Genomic DNA, 22404 nt, shown 5'->3' with positions numbered 1-22404 from the left:
GGAAAAATCAGCCCAGCGGATAGAAGACGAAGATGCTCCCTTTCTCCAAGCCCACCATGGCAGGCTCCCCCGTAAGCTCGTTCGAAAGACCGCGGGAGGTTCTATTCGTCAGAGTCTCGTCGTTGAAAGCGTAACGCAGCCCTCTTTCTATGACGCCGTGCGCCTCGTCGCTGGCAGCGAACACCGAGACCGTTCCAGATTCGAGATTCGGCAGATCAAACGCATCGGGTCCCACTAAAACGCGTAAAGCCGAAGCGAGATCGATCGCCACCACATCCATCCCTTCTTCAGCGAATCGCGCGAACAGCTGGAGGTTGGCAAGCGTATGATCGAGCCGTCCGCCCAAGGCGCCGTATACGAACACTTCAGAGTAACGGCGCGTCTTGACTCGTTCGAGGGTAAGCTCGAGGTCGCTTTGATCCTTCATGACCGGATGCTTGGAGACGCGTGCGCAATCGGGCACGTATCCGAGCGAGTCGAAATCTCCCAATGCCATATCGGCTGTTCTCCCTACGGAAAGAAGGTGGGACCAACCACCGTCAACCGCATATACTTCATCAAAAAATCCCTGATCATCAAGTGATTTGAAGTGAACTGCATTGAAGTCGGAGGCGGCAACCACTGCGCACACGCTCATAGGGGGCCATCCAATCGGTCGGTTTTCAGAACGGCGCGGCGTGGAGGTTTTCGCCTGTTGAGACGTATTCCGCGCGCGCGGGCGCCGGTTTGCTAGAATAGCATACTCGAGTGGGTCAGGCGGTCGCATGCATTGCATGAGGAAAGTCCGGGCTCCCAAGGGCAAGGTGCCAGCTAACGGCTGGGCGGGGCGACCCGACGGAAAGTGCCACAGAAAAGGAAACTCCCGCTGCTTCGCAGCGAGACAAGCTGAAACGGTGCGGTAAAAGCGCACCAGCGTGTCGGCAACGGCGCGGCTTGGCAAACCCCACCTGGAGCAAACGCAAATAGGAACGCTATACGGTCGCCCTTCCGTGCGTTCGGGTTGCGCGCTTGATACGTGCGGCGACGCACGTCCTAGATAAATGGCCGTCCAACGACAGAACCCGGCTTATCGACCCACTCGACTTTTATCGGAGACGCCTAACGGGCTTCGAGCGCCCGCAGCCCTTTCAGCCAGTCATCCAACACAGCGGAATCCACCTGTATTTCCAGGCGCTTGTTCCGCGATGTTTCTCCGGATACCACGCTCACACAGGTCTTTCCGATGCGCAGCTGCTTAGCCACCAGCTCGCACACCGCTTTGTTGGCCCTTCCCTTGTCGGGGGGCGCCGTCACGCGAACGCGAACCTCGGGTGCGCCGTCGGAATCGACGCCGCACCCTACAACCTCGTCACGCCCCGAACGGGGCGTGACGCGAAAGCAAAGCTGATGTGAAAGAGCGCGTGGCTTAGTCGGGGTCATCGAAATCGAAATCGTCGTCGGCGTCACCGAAACCGGAAAGATCCTTCTCGAAGTAGGAGGGCGCGTTCGAAGCGACAGCTGCGGTGCCACCTGCGGCAAACGACGCAGCGGCCGCGGTAGCCGCCGGAGATGCGGAGCGCTGAGTCGATGCCTCGGCTGCACTCGGGGTGATAAGCGGGGCAACCTCGCTGGTGAAGCTGGATGCGCTGCGAGGAGCATTCTCGTCGATTTCGCTGAGCTTGCGAGAGGCATCCCCGATGAAGTCGGAAAGCATGTTGCGATAGTCGGCACGCACGTTTTCACGAGCGTTTTCGAGCGCGCGGGTGGACTCGACGACCTTCTGACGCTCGGCCTCGGCCTTGCTCACGATACGCTCGGCCTCGGCGTCGGCATCCTGAACGATCGTGGAAGCCTGCGAACGGGCATTGGCCACGATATCGTCGGCGGAGCGCTGGGCGACGATGAGCGCCTGAGAGATAGCGGTGTCGTTGGCGGATTTCTCGGCCAGCTTCCGTTCGAGGTCGGCAATGCGCTCCTGAAGCACGACGCTATCGGCATCGGAAGCGGGCGCGGCGGCAACCGGAGCGACCGCCTGGGTGAGACCGGGTTCAGCCAGATCCTCGCGCGCCTGTTCAAGCTGCATCCTCAGGCTTTCCACCTGAGCGTTCAGGGCACCGATCTCGTCGGCGACATGCTCGAGGAACACGTCCACTTCGTCGACGTCGTAACCTTTGCGATCGATCGAGAAGCTCTGGTTATGGATGTCTTCCGAAGTAATGGCCATCTGAAAATCCCTTCGTTTGGCCCGCCTTACGCGAGCGTGACTACGTTAAAAAAGCCCGATTATCAAACGTACTCCGAATTGTAATACAAGCAGGGCGACTATGGGCGTCACATCCACCATTCCTCCAATGGGGGGAATGAGCCTGCGGAACAGGTTCAGATACGGATCGCACACCCTGCCCAAAACACGGTAGATATCGCTGATGATCCCCGACGACGTGGGGATCCAGGACATGAGAACGTAGATGAAGATAACCATGCTGTAGGCATCGGAGATCGATACCAAAAGGTATTTAAAGGACATCATTGAATATTCCCTAACTCTTCAGAGCGTTTGGAGGCGGCTGCGATGCCGATTCTGACCGCGTCGGAGAAGCCGGCATCCTCCATGGCATCGAGAGCCGCAACCGTCGTGCCGCCGGGACTGCAAATCGACGTCCGCGTCTGTTCGGGGCTGATTCCGAGCTCCATCATGTACCGCGCCGTTCCGTAAACGGTCTGCAACGCGAAGCGCTCGGCTGTTTGGGCATCAAGCCCCTCGACCACGGCCGCATCGCGCATCGATTCCACCATGAGCGCAACGTAAGCCGGACCCGAACCGCTGAGCGCGCACACGGCATCCATGTCCGACTCGGATACGATCTCGGCCGCCCCCAGGCAGCCGAACAGATCGCGCACAAGCGCCACGTCTTCGGGCGCGCACGCCGAACCGCCGCATACTCCCGATGCGCCCTGTCCCACCATAAGGGGCATATTAGGCATGACCCTCACCACGCTCGCACGTTCGGCCAGCATACCCGAAAGCGTCGAGGTGGAAAGACCCGCAGCGATCGAGACGAACAGGCAGCTGCGCATACGCCCGCCCGACGGATCGAGACGCCGCAGATCGGCTAGAACATCAGGAACAACCTGGGGCTTCACGCCGATGATGACGATATCGGCCGAAAGCGCCTCGGACGCATCGAGCGAACATGCGATGCCGTATGCGCGCGAAAGCTGGTCGCAGCGCTCCTTCGTCCGATTGACGGCAAGCAGATTCTCCGCCCCGATAACCCCGGCCAGACCTTCCGAGCAGCCGAGCCAACCGGACAGAAGCGCTTCGCCCATCTTGCCCGCACCGATGACGGCTATGCGGGTTTCACGCGAAAGGGCCATTACAGCACACCCTGCTTGCGCAGGGCCGAAAGCTCCGAAAACGTGAGCGCAGCCCCCTTGCAGATGGCGTACACCTTATCGCCGGGATACTCGACCTGAGCCTCGAGCGCGCTGCTGACGCCGAACGAGAAATCGAGGATGCGCTTCGACAAATCGTCGGGAGTGTTCTTGAGCGCTATGACGACCACATCGCCCGAACGCACGATCTTGGCAACCCGCTCGACATCACCATAGCTTGACGGACGCAGCACCGAAATGCCGCGCTTGGATGCGCGAGGCGCCTCTTGGACAGATACGACGCCCTCCGAGGAAGGCCTGTCCGCACCGTCGGAAGACGTGGATGAGAACAGGTTATTCAAACCGCCCGCCGTACGCGCTTCCGAGGTGCGCTCGGCGCGATCGCGCGGCGACAAGGCGGCGGGTGCGGCGTTGTCAACCATCATGCGTCCGGAAGCAGATACCGACGGCGTCGATTCCGACTCTTTGAGCGGATCGCGCCCGAGGCGCGCTGCGGGGCGCTTCATGTCCTTCTTGGATACCAGCGGAGGAAATTCGCTGGTGGGCGCATTCGCGGTACGCTCGTAAGCGTCTTCCGAATAACGATAGCCCGGCCCGTATTCCGCGAATTCCTCGGCGACCGCCTCGTCGGCGGCGAACTCGGCGTCGTCGGCCCGACGTTGCGGGCGCGTCGTTCGCGTCCGCGTACGCGAACGAGCGGGCACTGCGGATTCGTCGCCGAACCCGAGGCGGGATTTGATGGTTCCCAGAAAACCCCCGTCACCGTCTGAAGCGTAGAAGCCTGCCATTGCCATCACCTGTCTCTTTCGTTTCAATGCTGCGTTTACCCTCATTGTCCGATAGGAACGAGTCTAGCGCAGCCGATGCGCCCATAAATCGTCTCTTCGGCGCAAGGCCTTAGAAGTCTTCGCTGAAGATGGCCCGACCCACCCGTATTATGGTAGCCCCGGCATACACCGCTTCCCTCCAGTCTTCGCTCATGCCCATGGAAAGCTCATTGACCTCGGCCGCAACCTTGTCGTCGAGCTGAGAGCATAAGAGCTCTTTGAGGTATGCCAGCTCTTCAAACACCTCGCGCGCGCGATCGAGGTCTCCCTGGGGAGCCATAGTCATGAGACCGCGCAGCCGCACATGGGAAAGCTCGCCCATCTGCTGGGCGAATTCGACCACTTCGCGCGGATTCAGTCCGCTCTTCGATTCCTCCCCCGAAACGTTCACCTCGATGAGAACGTCTTGGATCAGGCCCTTCTCCTCCGCAACGTCGTTTATCTTCTGCGCATGCTTCAACTGGTAAAGAGAGTGGATGAGCGATGCGCGGCCCACGATATCCGCAATACGGCGGGACTGGATGTTGCCGATGAAGTGCCAGCGCTTTCCAGGGAAGGCATCGGCCTTCTCCATCAGGCCTTCGGGACGGTTCTCTCCGAAATCGCACGCTCCCCCTTCGATGGCGCTTGCAACTTCCTCGACGCCGACCGTCTTCGATACCGCGACCAGATGGACGGTCTCGAAAGAGCGCCCCGCATCCTCGCACACCGACTCAAGTTCCTCTCGCACGCTTCGATAGCGTTCTCGAGCGCTCACCTCTATCACCTTTCTTCCCGATAGGCGACGGCACCGTGCCGTCCGCAGATACCGCCCGAACGGCGGTAGGAAAAATACTTGCTGGAATGCTGAAACGTGCAGATATCCGCATCGCAGATGCGCGCAGGATCGACGCCCGCCTGGACAAGGTCGACCGCAACCGCGCGCCCTAGATCAACATGGCGCGCATCGGGCGCAACGGCCGCTCCGAACCTTCTCGCGAACGCATCGCGCACATCCGAGGACGTCTCGAACGCCTCCGCATGAATGTAGGGGCCGATATAGGCGTTGAAAAGCGCGCAGCGCTTATCGGAGGGAACCGCTTCAAGAGCGATGTCGGTACCTGCCAGCCGACGCGCCGCCGCACCCGCGATACCCGAAAGCGCTCCTCGCCACCCGGCATGGACAACGCAGAAGGCTCCCGTCGGCGACACCAAGACGAGAGGAAGGCAGTCGGCGAAATTCAGCAGGACCGGAACTCCATGCGCCGTGCACACGACCCCGTCGCACCCCGACGCGACATCGGCTCTCACAGCCGCAAGATCACGCGCCGCGCCATCGCCTATGCACACCAGGCGATCGCCGTGAACCTGATGGGGAACGATCAGCGAACCCGCCTCGGCTCCCAAAGCAGAAGCGAGGCGAGAGCGGTTCTCTTCGACCGCAGACGGATCGTCGGAAACATGGGTTCCCAGGTTGAGGGAGGCGTACGGTCCGGAACTTACGCCGCCCATGCGGCCGGTAAAAGCAATGCGCACACCGACGGCGCCGTACAGAGCGTCATCGGTGAGCGCATCGATGCGATGCGCGCGCCCAAGGCGCGCATCGAGCGTTGGCGAAGGCAAATCCGATAAAGGAACTTCCATGCTTATCGGTTAACGCTGACGCTTGAGAAAATCGGGAATATAGTCCTCGTCGGCGAAGCGACTTGCTCCCGTTGCCTGAGTTCCGCGCTGGGACGCCGGCGTAGAGTACGCAGAGACCGAAGCGCTTGCCGCCGACTCCTGCGACGTGGATGCGAAGAGGTCCTTGCGGGCGAAATCGATGGCAGACTGGCTCTCGGCCGCCTTGAAGCCGGTGGCGATGACGGTGATGCGGATGGTATCGCCCATCTTCTCGTCGACGATCTGACCGTAGATGATGTTCGCGTTCTCGTCTGCGCACGCCTCGACGGTGCGCGCTGCGGCGTCGACCTCGGTGAGCGTCAGGTCGGGGCCGCCGGCGATGGAGAACAGCACGCGCGAAGCTCCGGCGATGGAGGCCTCGAGCAGGTTGGAGTTGGTGGCCTGGGTGGCAGCTTCGAGGGCGCGGTTCTCGCCCGACGCGATGCCGATGCCCATCATCGCCGTCCCCGCATCCTTCATGACGGTGCGAATGTCGGCGAAGTCGAGGTTGATGAGACCGGGGATGGTGATGAGGTCGGTAACGCCCTGGATGCCCTGACGCAGCGTGTCATCGGCGATGCGGAACGCATCGAGCATGCTGGTTTTCTTGTCGACCACCTCGAGCAAGCGGTCGTTGGGGATGACGATGAGGGTGTCGACCTTCTGGGAGAGCAGCTCGACGCCCTGCTCGGCCTGGTTGCGGCGCGTACGGCCCTCGAACGAGAAGGGCTTGGTAACGATACCCACGGTAAGCGCGCCGATTTCCTCTCGGGCGATCTCGGCCACGACCGGAGCGGCGCCGGTGCCGGTGCCGCCGCCTTCGCCCGCCGTGACGAAGACCATGTCGGCCTCGGCCAGCGCGGCGCGGATCTCCTCGCGGCTTTCCTCGGCGGCCTGGCAACCCACCTCGGGATTCGCGCCCGCACCCAGTCCGCGGGTGAGATCTTCGCCGATATGAATGGTGCGATCGGCGTCGGACATCAGAAGCGCCTGGTGATCGGTATTCACCGCGATGAACTCAACGCCGCGAACACCGGCTTCGACCATACGATTGACGGCGTTCGTGCCACCGCCGCCGACGCCGACGACCTTGATGACCGCCAGATTATCAGAGCCAACCTTGTTGGGCATTGTATCCTCCACACCTAAAATTGCTTTTGAGCTGCGTTTCCTTAGTGCGACATCCCGCAAGACGCCTTGTTGCTGGTCAATTTTACACGATGATCATGCATTTGCAACGAGCACGCATTCGTTAAACCGCACATGAACACACGAAAACGAGGAAACGCTACGAAAGAGCGCGCCAGGTGGGGCTTGAGACGGAGCGCACGTTGATGTAGGAAACCTTACCTTGGTTTTCTTCGATGATCTTGAGGACGACGCGCTCTTTATCGCGGATGCCCTCGGCTTTTCCGAAGGCGATCTCGATGCCGTCGTCCAAGATCAGCGTGGTTTCTTCCTCGCCGGCAGCCGAAACCGTCTTCACTTTGCCCGCAAGCTCGGTGGTCATCCCCCCCACAATATCGAGCGCATTCAACACGTTGCTGTCCGTGCACTTCTGGCCGATCTCGGCCTTGGTTCCGAATGGGACGTCGGTGATATGCAGGGCCGCATCGGCATCTTCGTACACTTTCGAGCTGGTAGTGCTCGCGCCAGCGCTTCCCTTCTCGGGGATGGGCATAAGCCAGATGTGGTCGGACGAGATCGCCCACTGCTTGACCGATTTCGCATCGGATGCAGGCACTTCGACAACCGCCGAGACGGTGCGCTCGGTAACGGAAATCTCAAGCGTATGGGGGAACCTGCTGGAAACGGAGACCCCCGATACCCAGGCGTTGCGCCTGATGCGAGCCTCTATAGCCGCCGCATCCACATCGAGCAGGGTCGAACCTGCCGGAACGTTTGCGAGTTTGGCCATGTCGTCGGCGGTAAGATGTTCGACGCCGACGACGCTTACCTGATCGATGGAAAAGACGCTTGACGACCGCAGCACGAAGAACGCGGCCATGAGCACCGCGATGGCTGCGGCGACCGCGCCGATGCGCAAAACGAAGGCCCGCGAGCGCTCCTGAGCCCGCATCATCCGCTCGTTGCGCGCCACGTCGCCGACGCGCACGGAGTCGTAGCCGCTCCGAGCCGGGCGAGCGGCACGAGACGCACGGGAAGACAGGCCCGAACGGCCGCCGGGTATCACGCGGTAATCGGAGGGATCCGAACGATCGCGCGAAGACGATGCGGAACCGCGCGGCCTACGCGAAACCGAGGAATCTGACTTCCGGTTGTAAATCGATGCCATGGACTTCGTGCACCTTCGTCTGGATCTGCTTGATAAGCCGAATTACATCGTAGGCGGTCGCTCCGTCGGCGTTCACGATGAAGTTGGCGTGAACACTGGATACCTCCGCGCCTCCGACACGGCATCCCTTCAAGCCGCACGACTCGATGAGCTGCGCCGCCGATGCCCCATCGGGATTGCGAAACACGCTTCCGCACGAAGGCAGCGACAGCGGCTGAGTCTTGCTCCGACGAGACAGGGACGCCTCCATCTTACCCCGAATGCAGAAGGGGTCGACGGGCTTTACCGAAAGTTCGCATTCGACGACGACCTCGTCAGCGGGGATGCTGCTGCGACGATAGTCCCAAAGCAGCTGATCGGCGCCGTAGCGTCTGAGCCCCTCGCACGGGCGGACGGTCGTGACGCTTCTGACGCGCGACCCGATCCATTCCTGTCGGGATCCGGCGTTCATCCTCAACGCGCCGCCGACCGTTCCCGGCGTTCCCGCCGCGAACTCAAGCCCCCCTAAAGAGCGGCGAAACATCTCGCGAATCAAAGCCGAAAGCGAGCAACCCCCGCCCGCTGAAACAATCCGCGCATCCTCATCGTAGTTGAACATGCGAAAGTCGCGACCCAGCGTGATGACCACGCCGGAAAAGCCCTCGTCGGCGACGAGCAGGTTGCTGCCCTTTCCCACAACGTACCACGCTGCGCCGCTACGTTCGCACACCTCGAGCAGCGAACCGAGCGCTCCGATCGAATCGACCTGAACGAAGAATCGCGCCGGCCCGCCGATCCGGTACGTCGTATGACGAGCCAGAGGCTCGTTGGGATACACCTCTCCGTCGAACGATCCGTCGACGAGCAGGGACTGAAGCTCGCTCGCGTGGCGCGCCACTAGCCCTCACGCGCTTTCAGGGCCTCGATGATCTGCGGTCCGATCGCGGTAACATCGCCGGCGCCCATGGTGATCACCAGGTCGCCGGGCGAAACCTTGCCCACCATCTCTGAGACCGTGTCGATGCGGCGCGGCACGTAGCTCGCTTCGGGGTGAGAGGGGTTGTCGAGCACGACGTTGAGAAACGCCTTGCCGTTGACGCCCGGAACGGGAGATTCCCCGGCAGAGTACACGTCCATGAACGTCACGGTGTCCGCCGCGTCGAACGCGGCGCCGAACTCGTCGCGGAGAACCTCGGCGAACAGCCCGATGCGCGAATAGCGGTGCGGCTGGAACAGAACGTGGACCCTGTCGTATCCCAGCTGCGCCGCCGCGCGAACCGTCGCGGCGATCTCGGTGGGATGATGCGCATAATCGTCGACTACGGTAACGCCGGCCGCCTCTCCCACCAGGTCGAAACGGCGTTTGACACCGCGAAAACCGGAGAGGGCCGAAACCGCGGCGGCCGCATCGTATCCGAGCGCGTCGATAAGCGCAACGACGCCGACCGCGTTGGACACGTTATGGGCCCCCGGATTCTGAGGAATGGAACCTTCGAAAACGCGGCCGTCCGAAAACGCGAGGCGATACGAGCCGCCCACTCCGCGAGGTTCGTACGACTCAATGCGCACGTCGCAGGATTCCGAAAAACCATACGTGATCGTAGTGCGGCCCGACGCCCGGGCGATACGCACCAGTTCGGCGTCGTCTCCGCACACCACCGCGATGCCCCCTTCTTCGGGAACCGATCCGATGAACGAGGCGAACTTCTCTTTGATCTCGTCGAGGTCGCGATAGTGGTCGAGATGATCAGCCTCGATATTGGTGACCAGCACCGCAGCGGGAGACAGGTACGTGAACGATTTGTCGCTCTCGTCGGCCTCTACTACGTAGAAACGACCCGATCCCGAGTGCGCATTGGTGCCGTAGGCGCGGACGATGCCGCCGATGAGAAACGTGGGGTCGATCCCCATATCGTCAAGCGCGCTGGCCAGCATAGACGACGTGGTGGTCTTTCCGTGCGTTCCCGCAACGGCCAGAGTCTCAAGACCCACGCCCAGATACGCGAGCATGCGGGCCCGATGCCATACTTCGATGCCCCGAGTGCGCGCCGCAACGAGCTCGGGATTGGAATCCATCACCGCGGTGCTGACCACCACCACGTCGGGGGCGCCCTCGCCAGACGCAACGTTTTCTTCGGCATGGCCGATGAACACCGTAACGCCCGCCTCCCGCAGCTGCTTGGTATAGCGACTGTCCTTGATATCCGATCCGGTAACGCGAATGCCCTGATTATGCGCGACCAAAGCGATGCCGCTCATTCCGACGCCGCCGATGCCTATGAAATGAACCGATTCGATACGTTTTTCGTCCATGTTGCTGGTTCCTCATCTGAGTTCCGTTGAAAATCCCCCGTCATTATAGCGGTAGCGGGCAAATCCCGAACCAGAAGCGGCGAGGCGCCGATGATCTGCGCCGCTTGGCCTCCTTCTTACGACCGCGATTCGACCGCGCGCTCCACCTCGTCGGCTAGAAGGGAGGCTGCATCCGCAGCGTTCAGGTTTCGAGCCGCCGCCGTCATAGACGCCCGCATCGATCCGTCCTCAACCAGGCGGCACACCGCCGATTCGAACTTCGGGCCATCGACCTCGTCATCGGCGATGAGCAATGCGCAGCCCGCCTCCACGTACGATCGGGCGTTCATGGTCTGGTGATCGGCCGTCGCATGGGGAAACGGAACGAGCACGGCGGGAATGGCCCGGGCGGCTATCTCGGCAAGCGAAGTCGCCCCCGCGCGCGACACGATCGCGTCGGCGGCGGCCATGCACTTGCCCATCTCGCTTTGATAGCCGAACAAATGCCAGCGCTGTACCTGTTCGGGAGTGAGCGCAAGGCGCTTCTGAACCGAAGCCAACTCTTTGGGGCCGGTAACGTGCACCACATGCAGAGACGGGTTCGACAGCAGCCGATCCTTCAGCGCTGCCACGGCTCCGTTCACGTGCCGAGCTCCGAGGCTGCCCCCCGTTACCAGCAAAACGAACGCATCGGTCGGTATGCCGAGCAGCGCCCTGCCCTCTTCCCGCGTCGCCGACAGCACCGAGGCGCGCACGGGATTCCCCGTCACGACGACCCTGCCGCGGCCGTTAAGGCCCGCGGCCGCCTGCCCATACGTCAGACAGACCGCGTCGGCTCGTTTACCCAGATAGCGGTTAGCCAGGCCCATCACCGAGTTCTGCTCGTGAACGATAAGGGGCACGTGGCCCTTGAGCGCAGCGCGGCCCACGGGAATACACACGTACCCGCCGAACACCGCTACCGCGTCGGGCTCGATCCGATCGAACCACGTTACGGCTCGCCTGGTGCTGCGCGCTATGCGCGACATGCCCTTGGGAAGCGAGACGGGATGCGCCCGATCGAATCCGCTCGCCTCGAACGCTTCGTAGGCAAGACCCGCCTCGACTGCCAGGCGGGCTTCGATCCCACGGGGGGTTCCCGCAAAGAAGACCTCGTGCCCGCGTTCCTTCAATGCTTCGGCAAGCGCAAGGGCGGGGTTGATGTGGCCCGCCGTTCCGCCGCCCGATAAAACGATGCGCATTTAACGATCCCTTCGATCCGACCATCCAGACAAGCGCCGCAAACGACCCTTCGCATCCGTGCGCGCGCCCAAGCCGCCAAGCGCCAACGGAGGGGCGGTGCGGCCGCCGGGTCGGGCAGGCCGATCAGCCGAGCGCGCAGGCGAAACCCGCGACGGATCGGTTTCGCGGGGACCGGCAGACTCAGCGGAACCGCCCGTTTTCAGAATGCGCAGATTATCGCGACGCTTGAAATACACGCTTTCACCCGATGCGCGCGAGATAGACAGGATGATCCCCACCATGATGAACGAGCTGACGAGAGACGACCCCCCCGAAGATATGAACGGAAGCGGCTTTCCCGTCGTCGGAAACACCCCGATGACGCATCCGATGTTCAGAAAGGCCTGAGCCACCAGCATCATGGTAAGGCTGCCCGCGATCATGGAGGCGAAATCGTCCGGAGCGTGCCGCGCGACCTGCAAGCCCGCCCAGAGCAGGCCCAGAAACAAGCCGATAACCACCAGGCACCCCAGCAGACCGAATTCCTCTCCGATCACCGCGAAGATGAAGTCGGTCTCCGATTCGGGAAGGTAGAGGAACTTCTCACGCGAGTTCCCCAGCCCCGAGCCGAACAGACCCCCTTGGGAGAACGCGTAGTACGAATGAATGATCTGATATCCCGCACCGCGCCCTCCTTCTCCGTCGTTCCACGGATCAAGGTACAGCATACGGCCCGAGCGGTACTGCGTTGTAGCGATGGACGCGATCACCAGAAGAGCCGCAACGACCACGATCGCCGCGATCACCCTCCACGGGACCTCGCCCAACCACAGAACCCCGATGACACCGGCGGCGATAATGGCGGTGGTTCCCAGGTCAGACTGGGTTCTGTACAGGAACAGCAGCGGAACGATCACGCCCAGGGCAAGGCGGATCGCGAAATCCCTCATGCCGATATCGCCTGAACGCAGGCGGCTCAGCAGACGTGCCATGCCGATGACCAGGACGAATTTAACGAACTCGGAAGGCTGGATGCTGTGGGATCCGATATAGAGCCAGCGCTTGGCCCCCAGGCTGACCGTTCCCGAAACCGCCACCGCGACCAGCATCAGCACGGCAGCGCCCCACACCGCATAGAACAGCGGCGAGCGCCACAGTTCGTAGGGAACGAAGCGCCAGAACACGAAACCGGCGGCGAGGCCCAGCCCCGCAAAGACCAGCTGGTCTTTCAGATACGATGCCGCAGAGGCCTGCTCGCTGATGGCCGAGGGGGCCGAAGCCGAGTACACCATCACCAACCCGACGAGGGTCAGGGCGAGGGTCAGCATGAGAATAGCCAGACGAGGGCCCGCGATATGGGCGGATGTATCGTGGGGAGAGCTAAAAAGCGCCATGGTTATCAGCCCTTACGCCCCTGCAGCCCGCGCGGCCACCATCTTTTTGAACGCATTTCCGCGCTCTTCGAACGAAGCGAACTCGTCGAAGGAAGCGCAGGCCGGCGACAAGAGGATCACATCGCCCTCGCCCGCCGCGCAAAGCGCCGCGTCCAGCGCCGACTCCAACCCCCGAACACGCTTCGCTTCGAACTGCGCCGGAGCCTTATCGGCCGCTTCGGCAAACGCCCGCTCGAACCGCTCTCCGGCATCGCCGAACAGAACCGCGCAGCGCGCATGGGCGTGAACGGCCGACACGAGCTCCGAAAGATCGGTTCCCTTGTCGTCGCCGCCCAAAAGCACGATGGGGCGCACAGGGGCAAACGACGCGACCGCTTTGACCGCAGCATCGACGTTCGTTGCCTTGGAATCGTTGTAGCAAACAGCGCCCGCCACCGTTCCGCACGGCTCGATGCGGTGCTCAAGGGGGGGAAACGACCGCAAGGCTGCACCGACGGCCCGCCCTTCGCATCCCAGCGCCACGGCCGCACTGGCAGCCGCAAGCGCATTGCCCACGTTGTGCTCGCCTTTGACAAGCAGCTCGTCAACCCGACAGATCGGCACCTCCCCCCCGAAGACGACCGTGAGCATGCCGTCCTCGGCGACGAAAGCGGCATTGCGCGAACCGCAGCGAACGCGCATATCGCCCCGCATACCCTCCGACGTGCCCAGGGGAATGTAGGAGAATCCACGTTCGGCGTCGGAGCGGGCCGCAAGCGCGCGCACCTTTTCCCGCACCACGTCGTTGGAGGCATCGAGCACCGCCACCGAGCCAGCCGAGGCGGCGAGGTTGTCGAGCAGCTTGAACTTCGCATCGCGGTACGCCTCGAAGGTGCGGTGCCAGTGAAGGTGATCGGGCGTGATGTTCAGAACAACGGCGACGTTGGGCGCAAAGCGCACCGTCGAAGCAAGCTGATACGACGAGACTTCGGCCACGTACACGTCCGTCTGGTCGGCAGACACCGCATCGAGGCACACCGTGCCGATGTTCCCCACGGCCGACGCCCTCAGACCGGCTTTGGAGAGAAGCTCGGCGCAGCATGCGGTCGTGGTGGTCTTGCCGTTCGTGCCCGTGATCGCAACCCACCGGCTTTCGGTCCGACTCTCGCGCCACGAGAACTCGACCTCGCTTACAAGTTCGACGCTGCTGGCCGCACCCTCCATGTAGAGCCGCTCGAAGTACGGGATGCCCGGACTGGCGATGCAAAGGTCGAAGCGCTCGATTGAATTCGACTCCACCAACCGGGACACGCCGTCATCGCCGTATGCAACGCACGACGGCTCGATGCCCGCCTCGGCTAGAAAGCGATTCGACGCCTCGGTTTTTCTCCCCGCCGCGACATAGAGTCCCTCGACGCGCTCGCCCAGAAGACCGGCGCAGTAGCGCACGACAGACATTCCCGACTTCCCCAAACCCAAGACCAAAATGCGTCCCAGATGAACGGGGGCGCTTTTGCGCCCCTCGATGAATTCGACCTTTTCCATGCGCTACCCCACCATCACCGATTCGGCAAAGTACAACGAAAATCCGATGGCCGCGAACACGCCCGAGATGATCCAGAAGCGGATAACCACCTTCGTCTCGCTCCATCCCTTCTTCTCGAAATGATGGTGGAGAGGAGCCATGAGGAAGATGCGGCGGCGCGTCTTCTTAAACCACGCTACCTGGAGCATGACCGACAGAGCCTCTGCCACAAACAGCCCGCCGATGATGATGGCGACGAATTCGGTTTTGGTGACGACCGCAAGGCATCCCAAGCCCATACCCAGCGCAAGCGAACCGGTGTCGCCCATGAAGATATCGGCCGGAAACGAGTTGAACCATAGAAATCCGACGCAAACTCCCGCGAGGGCCGCTGCAAGTATGGCGGGCTCGAGCAGATCGGTGCGGTAGGCGATGGCCGCCATGACGATCATGACGATCATGACGGTTCCCGAAGCCAAACCGTCGAGGCCGTCGGTGAGATTCACCGCGTTGCACAGACCCACCAGCAAGATACCGACGTAGACCACATAGAGCCACGGAATGCAAACCCCTCCCGCGATCGGAAGGACCGTGGTCAAAACGCCCAGATCGATGGTGACGACGAAGGGAATCTCGACCGTCGGGGCGATGCCGAAAAGATTCACGGCCAGAAGAGTGAACGCCGTAGCGATCGCGAACTGGCCCACCAGCTTGGCCTTGGGCGTCAACCCCAGCGAACGCTCGTGCATAACCTTCGAAGCATCGTCGAAAAGCCCCAGAAATCCCGTCAGGATGATGGCGACCAAAAGCCCGTAGGTCTCGACCGCCGGGTACCCCACCAACAAAATGGTCACGATTACCGCGACAAGCATGACGACGCCGCCCATGGTAGGCGTTCCCTGTTTGATCAGATGAGTTTGAGGGCCGTCGTCGCGTACCTGCTGACCGATATTCCGACCTTGCAGGAAACGGATCCAAGGGGGCATGAGCACCATGGTGAGCACCATGGAGACGAACACCGCCAAGAACACGAGAAACGTAGGGTAATGCGAGAAAAGAGCCGATAACATGCTAGCCAGCCAATCTTCGAGCCATACGCTCGAGATCCATGAAATGAGATGCCTTAATCAGAACCGCGTCGGAGGGCGAAAGAAGCCCCTCGACAAGCGACGACGCCTCGTCCACCGAGTCGAGACAGAGCGCCCGCCCTTCGGGAAAGCCCGCATCGAGCGCCCCTTCGGCGATGAAACGGGCGAGCGTGCCCACGCAGACAAGCCGATCGAGCCCGCATGACGCCGCATGCGCGCCAACCCGCCGATGGCATTCGGCCGCGAACGACCCGAGCTCTCCCATGTCTCCCAGAACGGCGATGCGCCGGCCTTCGACGTCGAGGGCCGCAAACATATCAAGCGATGAGCGCATCGAATCGGGGTTGGCGTTGTACGCATCGTTGACCACAAGCGCGCCCTGGGATGTCCGCAGCATCTCCTGACGACCGCTTTCGGCTTCGACGCGGGATAGCGCCTGCGCAACGTCAGCCGGCGTCATACCGGCTGCGAGGCCGACGGCCGCCGCCGAACAGGCGTTGCTCACGTTATGAAGCCCGGGGACAGACAAGGTGCACGCTACGCGACCGCCGTGGGCGAACCCCGTCGCGCACAGGTCGAAACGAGCGCACCCGCATTCGTCAAGCGAGATGTTTTCGGCCCACGCATAGGGAGCGTCCGCGCGCACGCGCGCACGCCGCGCCGCAGCGTCGATCGATCCGTCGAAGAAAACGGTTTCGCCGCCGCGCATCTCGTGACCCCCGACCTCGATCAGCCGATCGGCGTATTCGTCGGCCGCGTTCACAAACGCGCGCGCGCCCTGGGAAAGACCCTGGAAGACCTCGGCCTTCGCGCGCGCGATGGCATCGCGCGAACCGAGGAGCTCGATGTGGCTTTCCCCCACATTGCTGACAAGCGCCCAATCGGGACGCGCGATGGAGCACAGTTCGGTTATCTGACCCGGCCCGCGCATGCCCATCTCGACGATGACGAAGCGCGTGTCGGACTTAGCGGACAACAGGGTATTGGGAACCCCCAGTTCGTTATTTTGATTGCCCTGCGTGGCGACGGTCGTGCCGCATGCTCCGCAGACGGCGGCGACCATGTTCTTGGTAGAGGTCTTGCCCGTCGATCCGGTGATGCCGATCACGAGACCAGACAGCTGGGTGCGCCACCACGAGGCCAGATCCGAAAGGGCTCGAAGCGCATCGTCGACCAAGACGATGGCCGCACCCGCACGACGGGCCGCCACGCGGGCCTCGTCACTGGGAGCTTTCGTCACCAGGGCGCAGGCCGCCCCGTCTGCAAATGCCTGCGGAAGAAAGTCGTGCCCGTCAACGCGCCGTCCCACCAAGGCCACGAACACCGAGCCCTCGGCGACAGCGCGCGAGTCCCAGGTGATCCCGAAGACTTCGGAAGCAGACAGCGACGAACCCTCGACGAACCTCCCCGAGGTTGCGCTTGCTATGCGCTCGATACTGCACCGCATGGCGTTCTTACGCCTCGCCCTGTTCCGCACCGAATGCGCGCTTCAACTCTTCAGCGGCCACAACGCGATCGTCGAACGAAAGCACCCGATCGCCCACCAGCTGATAATCCTCGTGGCCCTTCCCGGCCACGAGAATGGAGTCGCCCGGCCTCGCTTGCGCGATAGCCAGCGCGATGGCCGCGCGGCGGTCGGGTTCGACCGCGTAGGCGGACGGATCCGATCCCATCCCCTGCACGATATCCTCGATGATGGCCAAAGGATCCTCGTTGCGCGGATTATCTGACGTCACCACGGCAAAATCGGCCTGCAGAGCCTCTTTGCCCATGATGGAGCGCTTCGCTGAATCGCGATTGCCGCCGCAGCCGAACACCACGATGGTGCGGCCTTCGGTGATGTCGGCGATGGAGCGCATGGCCTTCTCAAGCGCGTCGGGGGTATGCGCGTAATCGACGAACACCGAAACGCCCCCGTCGCAAGGAACGCTGACGCGCTCGAGGCGCCCCGGAACCTGCGGTGCGTCTTCCAATGCGCGCGCGATGCTGTCCGCCGGGATACCCAGCTGAAGCGCGATGCCGAACGCCAGCATCACATTACTCACGTTGAACTTGCCCACAAGCGGATAGGTGAACTCGAGCCGCTGTCCGCGCACGTCAAGCGCAAGCTTGGTGCAGGTAGACTCGTAGCTCACTTCGACCGGATGGATCTGGGCCGACGAATCGAAGCCCGTAGACACCACGTTGTCGTCGTTGGCGTTGCAGCGGCGCAAGAGCTCTTTGCCCCATTTGTCATCGATGCACACCACGCGCTTTGCCGGGTAATCTTTCGAGAACAGAAGCGCCTTCGCCTCGAAATAAGCCTCGAATGTGTGATGGTAGTCCAGATGATCCTGGGTGAGGTTGGAGAACGCCGTGACGGCGAACCGCGTCTCCCAGGTGCGCAGCAAGTCAAGCGCATGCGAGCTCACCTCCATCGCCACGACGTCGGCGCGCGCATCGCGCATCTGAGCGAACGTCTTTTGCAAGTCGGACGATTCGGGCGTGGTGCGCTGGGCCTTGAAGCTGTCAGAGCCCACGCGAACCCCCACCGTGCCGATGACGCCCGTGCGCTTGCCCGCGCTCTTGGCGATCTGCTCGACCAGATAGGTGGTCGTGGTCTTTCCGTTGGTTCCCGTAATGCCCACCAGCGAGAAGCTGCGCGAGGGATCGTCGTAGAATCGGGCCGCCGCATGCGCCATAGCCTTACGGGTGTCCGATACGATGATCTCGGTGACGTCGGTCGCATCGGCCAGATACACCTTGCGCTCGCACACGATGACCTTAGCGCCGTGATCGATGGCATCTTGCGCAAACGAATGGCCGTCCACGTTCAGGCCTACGATGCAGAAAAACGCATCTCCCGGCCGAACCTCGCCGCTGCTGTAGGCGAGTCCCGCGACCTCTTCGCCTGCGTTTCCTAGAACGGTATGCTCGAAACCATCGAACAACTGGGAACACGTTTTGGTCATGATGTTGCGCCGCCTCACTGGGATACGATGTTGTAGCGATTGATAGCCTCGGTCATTATATCGTGAAAGATGAAGGTAACGGCGCTGTCGGAAGGCACGTTGTCAGCTCCCACAAAACATACCAACTGGCTGGACGAGTCGGCTAGATAGCCTGCAAAACACAGGTTGTACATCCCCTTGAGGTACCCGCCGTTCACTTCGTCGTAGATCTCTGCGGTCGAAGTCTTGCCGGCCACGTTGTAGCCCTCGATGGCGGCGCGCTTGCCTGTTCCGTCCGTGACGACGGTCTTCAGCATGCTCGTCATATCGGCAATCTTGCCGGTGTCGTCGATCACCCGCTGCCTTCGACTATCCCAATCGGGCATGTCTTCGGCATTCGACATGCCGATGAGAAAATGCGGCGTGCACTCCACACCGTCGTTGACCAAAGCGCCGTAGAATCGCGTGATCTGCAACGGGGTAAGCGAGACGCCCTGGCCGAAGCTGACGTTGTAACCCACCACGCGGCTCCAGTTCGCGAAGTCAACCAGATAGCCCGTCTGCTCGCCAGGATAGTCCACACCCGACGGAGAGTTCAGATTGTACTTTTTGATGTGATCGTACAGCTTGTCGAAGCCCATCCTCTCGGCCGAAAGCGAGATGCCGACGTTCGATGAATACTGCATGACCTGGCGCAAGGTGTACACCGTGTCACCTCGCTCGTGAGCGTCGGATATCACGTATCCGTCAGCCGAGATGGTGGCGGGCGCATACACCGTGTCGTCGGGTTTCATGGTTCCGGTCTCCAGAAGCGCCATAGCAGTAGCGGTTTTGAACACCGATCCCGGCTCGATGAGGTGCGAAACCGCCTTGAGCTGCATCGAGCCTTCGGCCACCGTAGAGCGATCCGCAGGATTGAACAGCGGGTACGACGCTGCAGCGTAGATCTCCCCCGTACCTGCGTCCATGATCACCGACGTACCGGATTCAGTGCCGACCTGATGCAGCCCCAGCGCGAGCTTCAGTTCGAGCGTGCGCTGCATCTCGATATCGATGGACGTGACGATATCCTGACCCTCCTCGGCGGCCACCGACTGATGAACCGCCCCGGGAATAGGAGAGCCGTTCTGAGCGTATTCCGCCTCGTAGTACCCCGGCTTTCCCGACAGCGCGTCGTTGTAGTAATACTCGAGACCCGAAATGCCGGTAAGGTACTCCTCTTTGGTGTCTTCGTCCACCTCGGTGTTGCACGCGCCCACCAACTGCCCGCCCACCTGGCCGTACGGATACGAGCGCTTGGAATCGGCAAGGAAGTAGATGCCTTTCAGCCCCAGCTCCCTCACCTTGTCGGCCACCGGAACGTCGGCCTTCTGCTTGATATAGGAGAACTTGAGATTGCGGTTGCCCATCTTCGGAGCATAGTCATCGGCCTGACCCCCCAACACCGTAGCCAGCTGGGCAGCCGTCGCCTGAACGTCTTCGACCTCGGAGGGATTCGCGTAGATCGTCGTAGCATCGACGCTGATGGCAAGCACGTTATGGTTCCGATCATAGATGGTGCCCCGCGGGGCCTCGACGACGATCTTCGACGTGCGCGCCTCCTGAGCCTGCTTGGAGTACTCGTCGGCCACGATCACATCGAGGTAGAACAGCCGCAGGAACAACACCGCAGCTACGATGAGGAACGGGACGATGGCCCAGTAGGTGCGCGACGAACCCCGAACAACAAGACGGCCCCCCTGGGGGGACCTGTCGGAAACCGTTTCGCTTTCCTGCCCTGATCGGGTTGGTTTGCGCGCCATGATCTACCCTCGAACATCCACGGAGTTGCGCACGCTTCGGGAAAGGGAGAGGTTGCCGGCCTCGTCGGTGGCCACCACGTCTTTTTCCAGCACGATCGAAGACGCGCTTTCGGGAGCCTCCATGCCCATACCGGCGGCGACCGATCTGAGCGTCGAGTTGTTGGTGAGGGAGGTTTGGGTGATCTCCAGGTCGTTGCCGTACGAACGTGCATCCTTGATCTGCGAAGATAGCTGCTGGCCTTCGACCGCGCTGGAAACGGCGGCCGACTGAAGGCAGATGCGAGCCATTGCGATCAGGGCAAACGCAACCATCACAACCGCGATCACCTTCGCAGCGAGGAAGACGGAAGGGGAAAGCGAGCCGGCATCCGTGCGCGTCCCGGCAACGACGTGCACGTCGGGGCGCAGCGCACGCTGGGGCGCGTATTCGAAGTCGTTGAGACGATATGCGGTCTGCGCGCTAGCCATGTACGTTTGCCCTCTGGTTCGTTTTCGGTTCGTTTAGTTCTCGTTTGCGGTGTCGGCCGCCTTCGTTTCCGAAGACGGCTAAAGCTTGGTTGCCACGCGCACCTTGGCACTGCGTGCCCGTGCGTTGCGCTCGACCTCTTCTGCGGAAGGAAGGACGGGCTTGCGGGTGACGATATCGAGTATCGGCTGTTTCCCGCACACGCACACCGGAAGATCCGGAGGGCACGTGCAGCGATGGGAAAACGAATTGAACGTCTCTTTGACGATGCGGTCTTCCAGCGAGTGATACGAAATCACGACGATCCGCCCTCCGGGATTCAGCCAGCGCACCGCTGCGTCCAAACCGGACTTCAGCACGGTGAGCTCCGAGTTGACTTCGATCCGAAGAGCCTGAAACGTCCGCTTCGCGGGATGTCCCCCCGCGCGACGAGCCGAAGCCGGTATGGCCGCTTTCACAACCTCGACCAACTCCGCACTGGTGGAAAGGGGCGCGCTTTCGCGGCGTTTCACGATGAAGTCCGCGATACGGCTCGCCCACCTCTCGTCCGAATAGGCACGGATGATCCGAGTGAGATCAGATGCGTTGTAAGTGTTGACGATCTCTTCTGCGGTTAGGGTTTGTTTACCCGGATCCATCCGCATATCAAGGGGGCCGTCTTCCTTAAAGGAGAAGCCGCGAGACGGTGTGTCGATCTGCACCGAGGAAACCCCGAGGTCGAACAAGACCGCGTCGATTCCCGGAACCTCGGCTGAAACGAGCAATTCATCCATGTTGCCGAAGTTGCCGCGCAGAAGCTCGAGACGAGGACGATGATCCTCCGGTATCGTTTCGAGTTTGAGGCGGGCCGCCGCGAGGGCGACTTCGTCCTGATCGATACCGATGAGCGTGCCCTCAGAGCCTAAGCGCCGAGCAGCTTCGAAAGAATGGCCAGCCCCGCCGAGCGTTGCGTCCACGAACGTGTGCTGCGGTTCGAGTTTCAAGTGCTCGAGGCACTCGGCGAGCATGACCGGGATATGCCGATATTCGCTTGTCATCGCCTCACCCTACGAGCTGAACAGAACGCCGAGATCAATCTCGGAATTCATGGCGTCGTAGCGCTCGGCGTCCCAAATCTCGAAGTAACCGGTGTTGCCGACGATGACCACGTCCTTGTCGATGCCCGCCGTTACACGTTGATCCGCGGGGATCATGATGCGGCCGGCGTTATCGACCTGAACGTCGAAGGCCCGGGCCTTGAGGGCGGTCCTCAAGCGGCTATGCTCCCGGTTGGAAGCCGAATAACCACCGAACCGATCCTCGAACAGCTGAGCCACCCAGCTGTTGAAGGCCGGAACCTCGAAGGCATAGATGCACTGGTCGTCGAGGCTTTTGGTTACCACGAGATCGCTCGACAGCACCTTGCGAAACTTGGCGGGCAAAGACACGCGGCCCTTGGAGTCGGCTTTGAAGCGATATTCGCCGTTCAGATCAACGACGTCTGCCACCTCTTCCACCATCTCCCGCTCCGTTCCACTTGTTGCTGCCGACGTGTCACATACTACCCCACTTTGCCCCACTTCTCAACATAATCATGCAGTTTGAGGAAA

22 protein-coding genes and 1 other RNA gene are annotated in these 22404 nt (G+C 61.7%); 1 reads left to right on the top strand and 22 read right to left on the bottom strand.

Annotation, left to right across the window (positions count from 1 at the left end):
• Window positions 1-7 precede the first annotated feature (7 nt).
• Window positions 8-637 (bottom strand): thiamine diphosphokinase, encoded by a 630-nt coding sequence (locus EIH26_RS04530; protein WP_124061089.1) that lies wholly within the window; start codon window positions 635-637, stop codon window positions 8-10.
• A gap of 107 nt (window positions 638-744) precedes the next feature.
• Between EIH26_RS04530 and rnpB the strand changes: the two genes are divergently transcribed.
• Window positions 745-1085: RNase P RNA component class A (rnpB, locus tag EIH26_RS04525), an RNA gene on the top strand.
• A 13-nt stretch (window positions 1086-1098) separates the two neighbouring features.
• Here the strand turns inward: rnpB and EIH26_RS04520 are convergent.
• The 21 genes from EIH26_RS04520 to EIH26_RS04420 all read right to left on the bottom strand — a co-directional run bounded on the left by EIH26_RS04520 (window position 1099) and on the right by EIH26_RS04420 (window position 22314).
• Complete coding sequence (locus EIH26_RS04520) at window positions 1099-1419, bottom strand: DUF167 domain-containing protein (RefSeq protein ID WP_124061088.1); 321 nt, start codon at window positions 1417-1419, stop codon at window positions 1099-1101.
• Window positions 1406-2203, bottom strand: coding sequence for a DivIVA domain-containing protein (locus EIH26_RS04515; protein ID WP_124061087.1), 798 nt, complete (start codon window positions 2201-2203; stop codon window positions 1406-1408). The genes EIH26_RS04520 and EIH26_RS04515 overlap by 14 nt, the downstream gene beginning before the upstream one ends.
• Window positions 2204-2248: 45 nt before the next feature.
• Window positions 2249-2509: a YggT family protein gene (locus EIH26_RS04510; protein WP_124061086.1), complete on the bottom strand. Its 261-nt coding sequence runs from the start codon at window positions 2507-2509 to the stop codon at window positions 2249-2251.
• Window positions 2506-3357: a pyrroline-5-carboxylate reductase gene (proC, locus tag EIH26_RS04505; RefSeq protein ID WP_124061085.1), complete on the bottom strand. Its 852-nt coding sequence runs from the start codon at window positions 3355-3357 to the stop codon at window positions 2506-2508. Before proC ends, EIH26_RS04510 begins: the two co-directional genes overlap by 4 nt.
• A complete protein-coding gene (locus EIH26_RS04500; protein ID WP_206424670.1) occupies window positions 3357-4169 on the bottom strand; it encodes a cell division protein SepF in 813 nt (270 codons plus the stop codon). The genes proC and EIH26_RS04500 overlap by 1 nt, the downstream gene beginning before the upstream one ends.
• A 103-nt stretch (window positions 4170-4272) precedes the next feature.
• Complete coding sequence (locus EIH26_RS04495) at window positions 4273-4959, bottom strand: YggS family pyridoxal phosphate-dependent enzyme (RefSeq protein WP_124061083.1); 687 nt, start codon at window positions 4957-4959, stop codon at window positions 4273-4275.
• 5 nt (window positions 4960-4964) lie between these two features.
• The gene (locus EIH26_RS04490) at window positions 4965-5825 is read right to left on the bottom strand and encodes a polyphenol oxidase family protein (protein WP_124061082.1); all 861 of its coding nucleotides are present in this window, start codon (window positions 5823-5825) and stop codon (window positions 4965-4967) included.
• Window positions 5826-5834: 9 nt separating this feature from the next.
• Window positions 5835-6974: a cell division protein FtsZ gene (gene ftsZ / locus EIH26_RS04485; RefSeq protein WP_124061783.1), complete on the bottom strand. Its 1140-nt coding sequence runs from the start codon at window positions 6972-6974 to the stop codon at window positions 5835-5837.
• 157 nt (window positions 6975-7131) lie between these two features.
• Window positions 7132-8139, bottom strand: a complete 1008-nt coding sequence (locus tag EIH26_RS04480; protein WP_124061081.1) for a cell division protein FtsQ/DivIB — start codon at window positions 8137-8139, stop codon at window positions 7132-7134.
• Window positions 8093-9016 carry a UDP-N-acetylmuramate dehydrogenase gene (gene murB / locus EIH26_RS04475; RefSeq protein WP_124061080.1) on the bottom strand — a complete coding sequence of 308 codons (924 nt, stop codon included), beginning with the start codon at window positions 9014-9016 and terminating at the stop codon, window positions 8093-8095. Before murB ends, EIH26_RS04480 begins: the two co-directional genes overlap by 47 nt.
• On the bottom strand, window positions 9016-10431 hold the full coding sequence (murC, locus tag EIH26_RS04470; RefSeq protein ID WP_124061079.1) for a UDP-N-acetylmuramate--L-alanine ligase: 1416 nt from the start codon (window positions 10429-10431) through the stop codon (window positions 9016-9018). Before murC ends, murB begins: the two co-directional genes overlap by 1 nt.
• Before the next feature lie 116 nt (window positions 10432-10547).
• Entirely contained in the window at window positions 10548-11651 is a 1104-nt protein-coding gene (gene murG, locus EIH26_RS04465; RefSeq protein WP_124061078.1) for an undecaprenyldiphospho-muramoylpentapeptide beta-N-acetylglucosaminyltransferase, read from the bottom strand.
• A complete protein-coding gene (locus tag EIH26_RS04460) occupies window positions 11652-13025 on the bottom strand; it encodes an FtsW/RodA/SpoVE family cell cycle protein (protein WP_124061077.1) in 1374 nt (457 codons plus the stop codon).
• Window positions 13026-13037: 12 nt separating this feature from the next.
• Window positions 13038-14549, bottom strand: coding sequence for a UDP-N-acetylmuramoyl-L-alanine--D-glutamate ligase (gene murD, locus EIH26_RS04455; protein ID WP_124061076.1), 1512 nt, complete (start codon window positions 14547-14549; stop codon window positions 13038-13040).
• A 3-nt stretch (window positions 14550-14552) separates the two neighbouring features.
• Window positions 14553-15599, bottom strand: coding sequence for a phospho-N-acetylmuramoyl-pentapeptide-transferase (gene mraY / locus EIH26_RS04450; RefSeq protein WP_124061075.1), 1047 nt, complete (start codon window positions 15597-15599; stop codon window positions 14553-14555).
• A 1-nt stretch (window position 15600) separates the two neighbouring features.
• Window positions 15601-17064, bottom strand: coding sequence for a UDP-N-acetylmuramoyl-tripeptide--D-alanyl-D-alanine ligase (murF, locus tag EIH26_RS04445; RefSeq protein WP_124061074.1), 1464 nt, complete (start codon window positions 17062-17064; stop codon window positions 15601-15603).
• A 7-nt stretch (window positions 17065-17071) separates the two neighbouring features.
• A complete protein-coding gene (locus EIH26_RS04440; RefSeq protein WP_124061073.1) occupies window positions 17072-18568 on the bottom strand; it encodes a UDP-N-acetylmuramoyl-L-alanyl-D-glutamate--2,6-diaminopimelate ligase in 1497 nt (498 codons plus the stop codon).
• 14 nt (window positions 18569-18582) lie between these two features.
• Entirely contained in the window at window positions 18583-20349 is a 1767-nt protein-coding gene (locus EIH26_RS04435; protein WP_124061072.1) for a penicillin-binding protein 2, read from the bottom strand.
• Between the two features lie 3 nt (window positions 20350-20352).
• Window positions 20353-20817, bottom strand: a complete 465-nt coding sequence (locus tag EIH26_RS04430; protein WP_124061071.1) for a cell division protein FtsL — start codon at window positions 20815-20817, stop codon at window positions 20353-20355.
• 78 nt (window positions 20818-20895) lie between these two features.
• The gene (gene rsmH, locus EIH26_RS04425) at window positions 20896-21852 is read right to left on the bottom strand and encodes a 16S rRNA (cytosine(1402)-N(4))-methyltransferase RsmH (RefSeq protein WP_124061070.1); all 957 of its coding nucleotides are present in this window, start codon (window positions 21850-21852) and stop codon (window positions 20896-20898) included.
• Window positions 21853-21861: 9 nt separating this feature from the next.
• Complete coding sequence (locus EIH26_RS04420; RefSeq protein ID WP_124061069.1) at window positions 21862-22314, bottom strand: division/cell wall cluster transcriptional repressor MraZ; 453 nt, start codon at window positions 22312-22314, stop codon at window positions 21862-21864.
• Window positions 22315-22404 lie beyond the last annotated feature (90 nt).

It is taken from the genome of Gordonibacter sp. Marseille-P4307 (genome assembly GCF_900604965.1).
Taxonomy (GTDB): Bacteria; Actinomycetota; Coriobacteriia; order Coriobacteriales; family Eggerthellaceae; genus Berryella.
Note: the sequence above shows the minus strand (reverse complement) of the source record. Positions and strands in the feature narration are given on the sequence as shown.

What these genes read in the sequence shown, in the direction of transcription:
- EIH26_RS04490 (WP_124061082.1), bottom strand. Translation starts at nt 5,825, where the DNA reads ATGGAAGTTCCTTTATCGGATTTGCCTTCGCCAACGCTCGATGCGCGC.
- EIH26_RS04480 (WP_124061081.1), bottom strand. Translation starts at nt 8,139, where the DNA reads ATGGCATCGATTTACAACCGGAAGTCAGATTCCTCGGTTTCGCGTAGG.
- EIH26_RS04510 (WP_124061086.1), bottom strand. Translation starts at nt 2,509, where the DNA reads ATGATGTCCTTTAAATACCTTTTGGTATCGATCTCCGATGCCTACAGC.
- EIH26_RS04430 (WP_124061071.1), bottom strand. Translation starts at nt 20,817, where the DNA reads ATGGCTAGCGCGCAGACCGCATATCGTCTCAACGACTTCGAATACGCG.
- EIH26_RS04515 (WP_124061087.1), bottom strand. Translation starts at nt 2,203, where the DNA reads ATGGCCATTACTTCGGAAGACATCCATAACCAGAGCTTCTCGATCGAT.
- murD (WP_124061076.1), bottom strand. Translation starts at nt 14,549, where the DNA reads ATGGAAAAGGTCGAATTCATCGAGGGGCGCAAAAGCGCCCCCGTTCAT.
- ftsZ (WP_124061783.1), bottom strand. Translation starts at nt 6,974, where the DNA reads ATGCCCAACAAGGTTGGCTCTGATAATCTGGCGGTCATCAAGGTCGTC.
- proC (WP_124061085.1), bottom strand. Translation starts at nt 3,357, where the DNA reads ATGGCCCTTTCGCGTGAAACCCGCATAGCCGTCATCGGTGCGGGCAAG.
- mraY (WP_124061075.1), bottom strand. Translation starts at nt 15,599, where the DNA reads ATGTTATCGGCTCTTTTCTCGCATTACCCTACGTTTCTCGTGTTCTTG.
- EIH26_RS04435 (WP_124061072.1), bottom strand. Translation starts at nt 20,349, where the DNA reads ATGGCGCGCAAACCAACCCGATCAGGGCAGGAAAGCGAAACGGTTTCC.
- rsmH (WP_124061070.1), bottom strand. Translation starts at nt 21,852, where the DNA reads ATGACAAGCGAATATCGGCATATCCCGGTCATGCTCGCCGAGTGCCTC.
- EIH26_RS04440 (WP_124061073.1), bottom strand. Translation starts at nt 18,568, where the DNA reads ATGACCAAAACGTGTTCCCAGTTGTTCGATGGTTTCGAGCATACCGTT.
- murF (WP_124061074.1), bottom strand. Translation starts at nt 17,064, where the DNA reads ATGCGGTGCAGTATCGAGCGCATAGCAAGCGCAACCTCGGGGAGGTTC.
- EIH26_RS04460 (WP_124061077.1), bottom strand. Translation starts at nt 13,025, where the DNA reads ATGGCGCTTTTTAGCTCTCCCCACGATACATCCGCCCATATCGCGGGC.
- murG (WP_124061078.1), bottom strand. Translation starts at nt 11,651, where the DNA reads ATGCGCATCGTTTTATCGGGCGGCGGAACGGCGGGCCACATCAACCCC.
- EIH26_RS04520 (WP_124061088.1), bottom strand. Translation starts at nt 1,419, where the DNA reads ATGACCCCGACTAAGCCACGCGCTCTTTCACATCAGCTTTGCTTTCGC.
- EIH26_RS04420 (WP_124061069.1), bottom strand. Translation starts at nt 22,314, where the DNA reads ATGGTGGAAGAGGTGGCAGACGTCGTTGATCTGAACGGCGAATATCGC.
- murC (WP_124061079.1), bottom strand. Translation starts at nt 10,431, where the DNA reads ATGGACGAAAAACGTATCGAATCGGTTCATTTCATAGGCATCGGCGGC.
- EIH26_RS04500 (WP_206424670.1), bottom strand. Translation starts at nt 4,169, where the DNA reads ATGGCAATGGCAGGCTTCTACGCTTCAGACGGTGACGGGGGTTTTCTG.
- EIH26_RS04530 (WP_124061089.1), bottom strand. Translation starts at nt 637, where the DNA reads ATGAGCGTGTGCGCAGTGGTTGCCGCCTCCGACTTCAATGCAGTTCAC.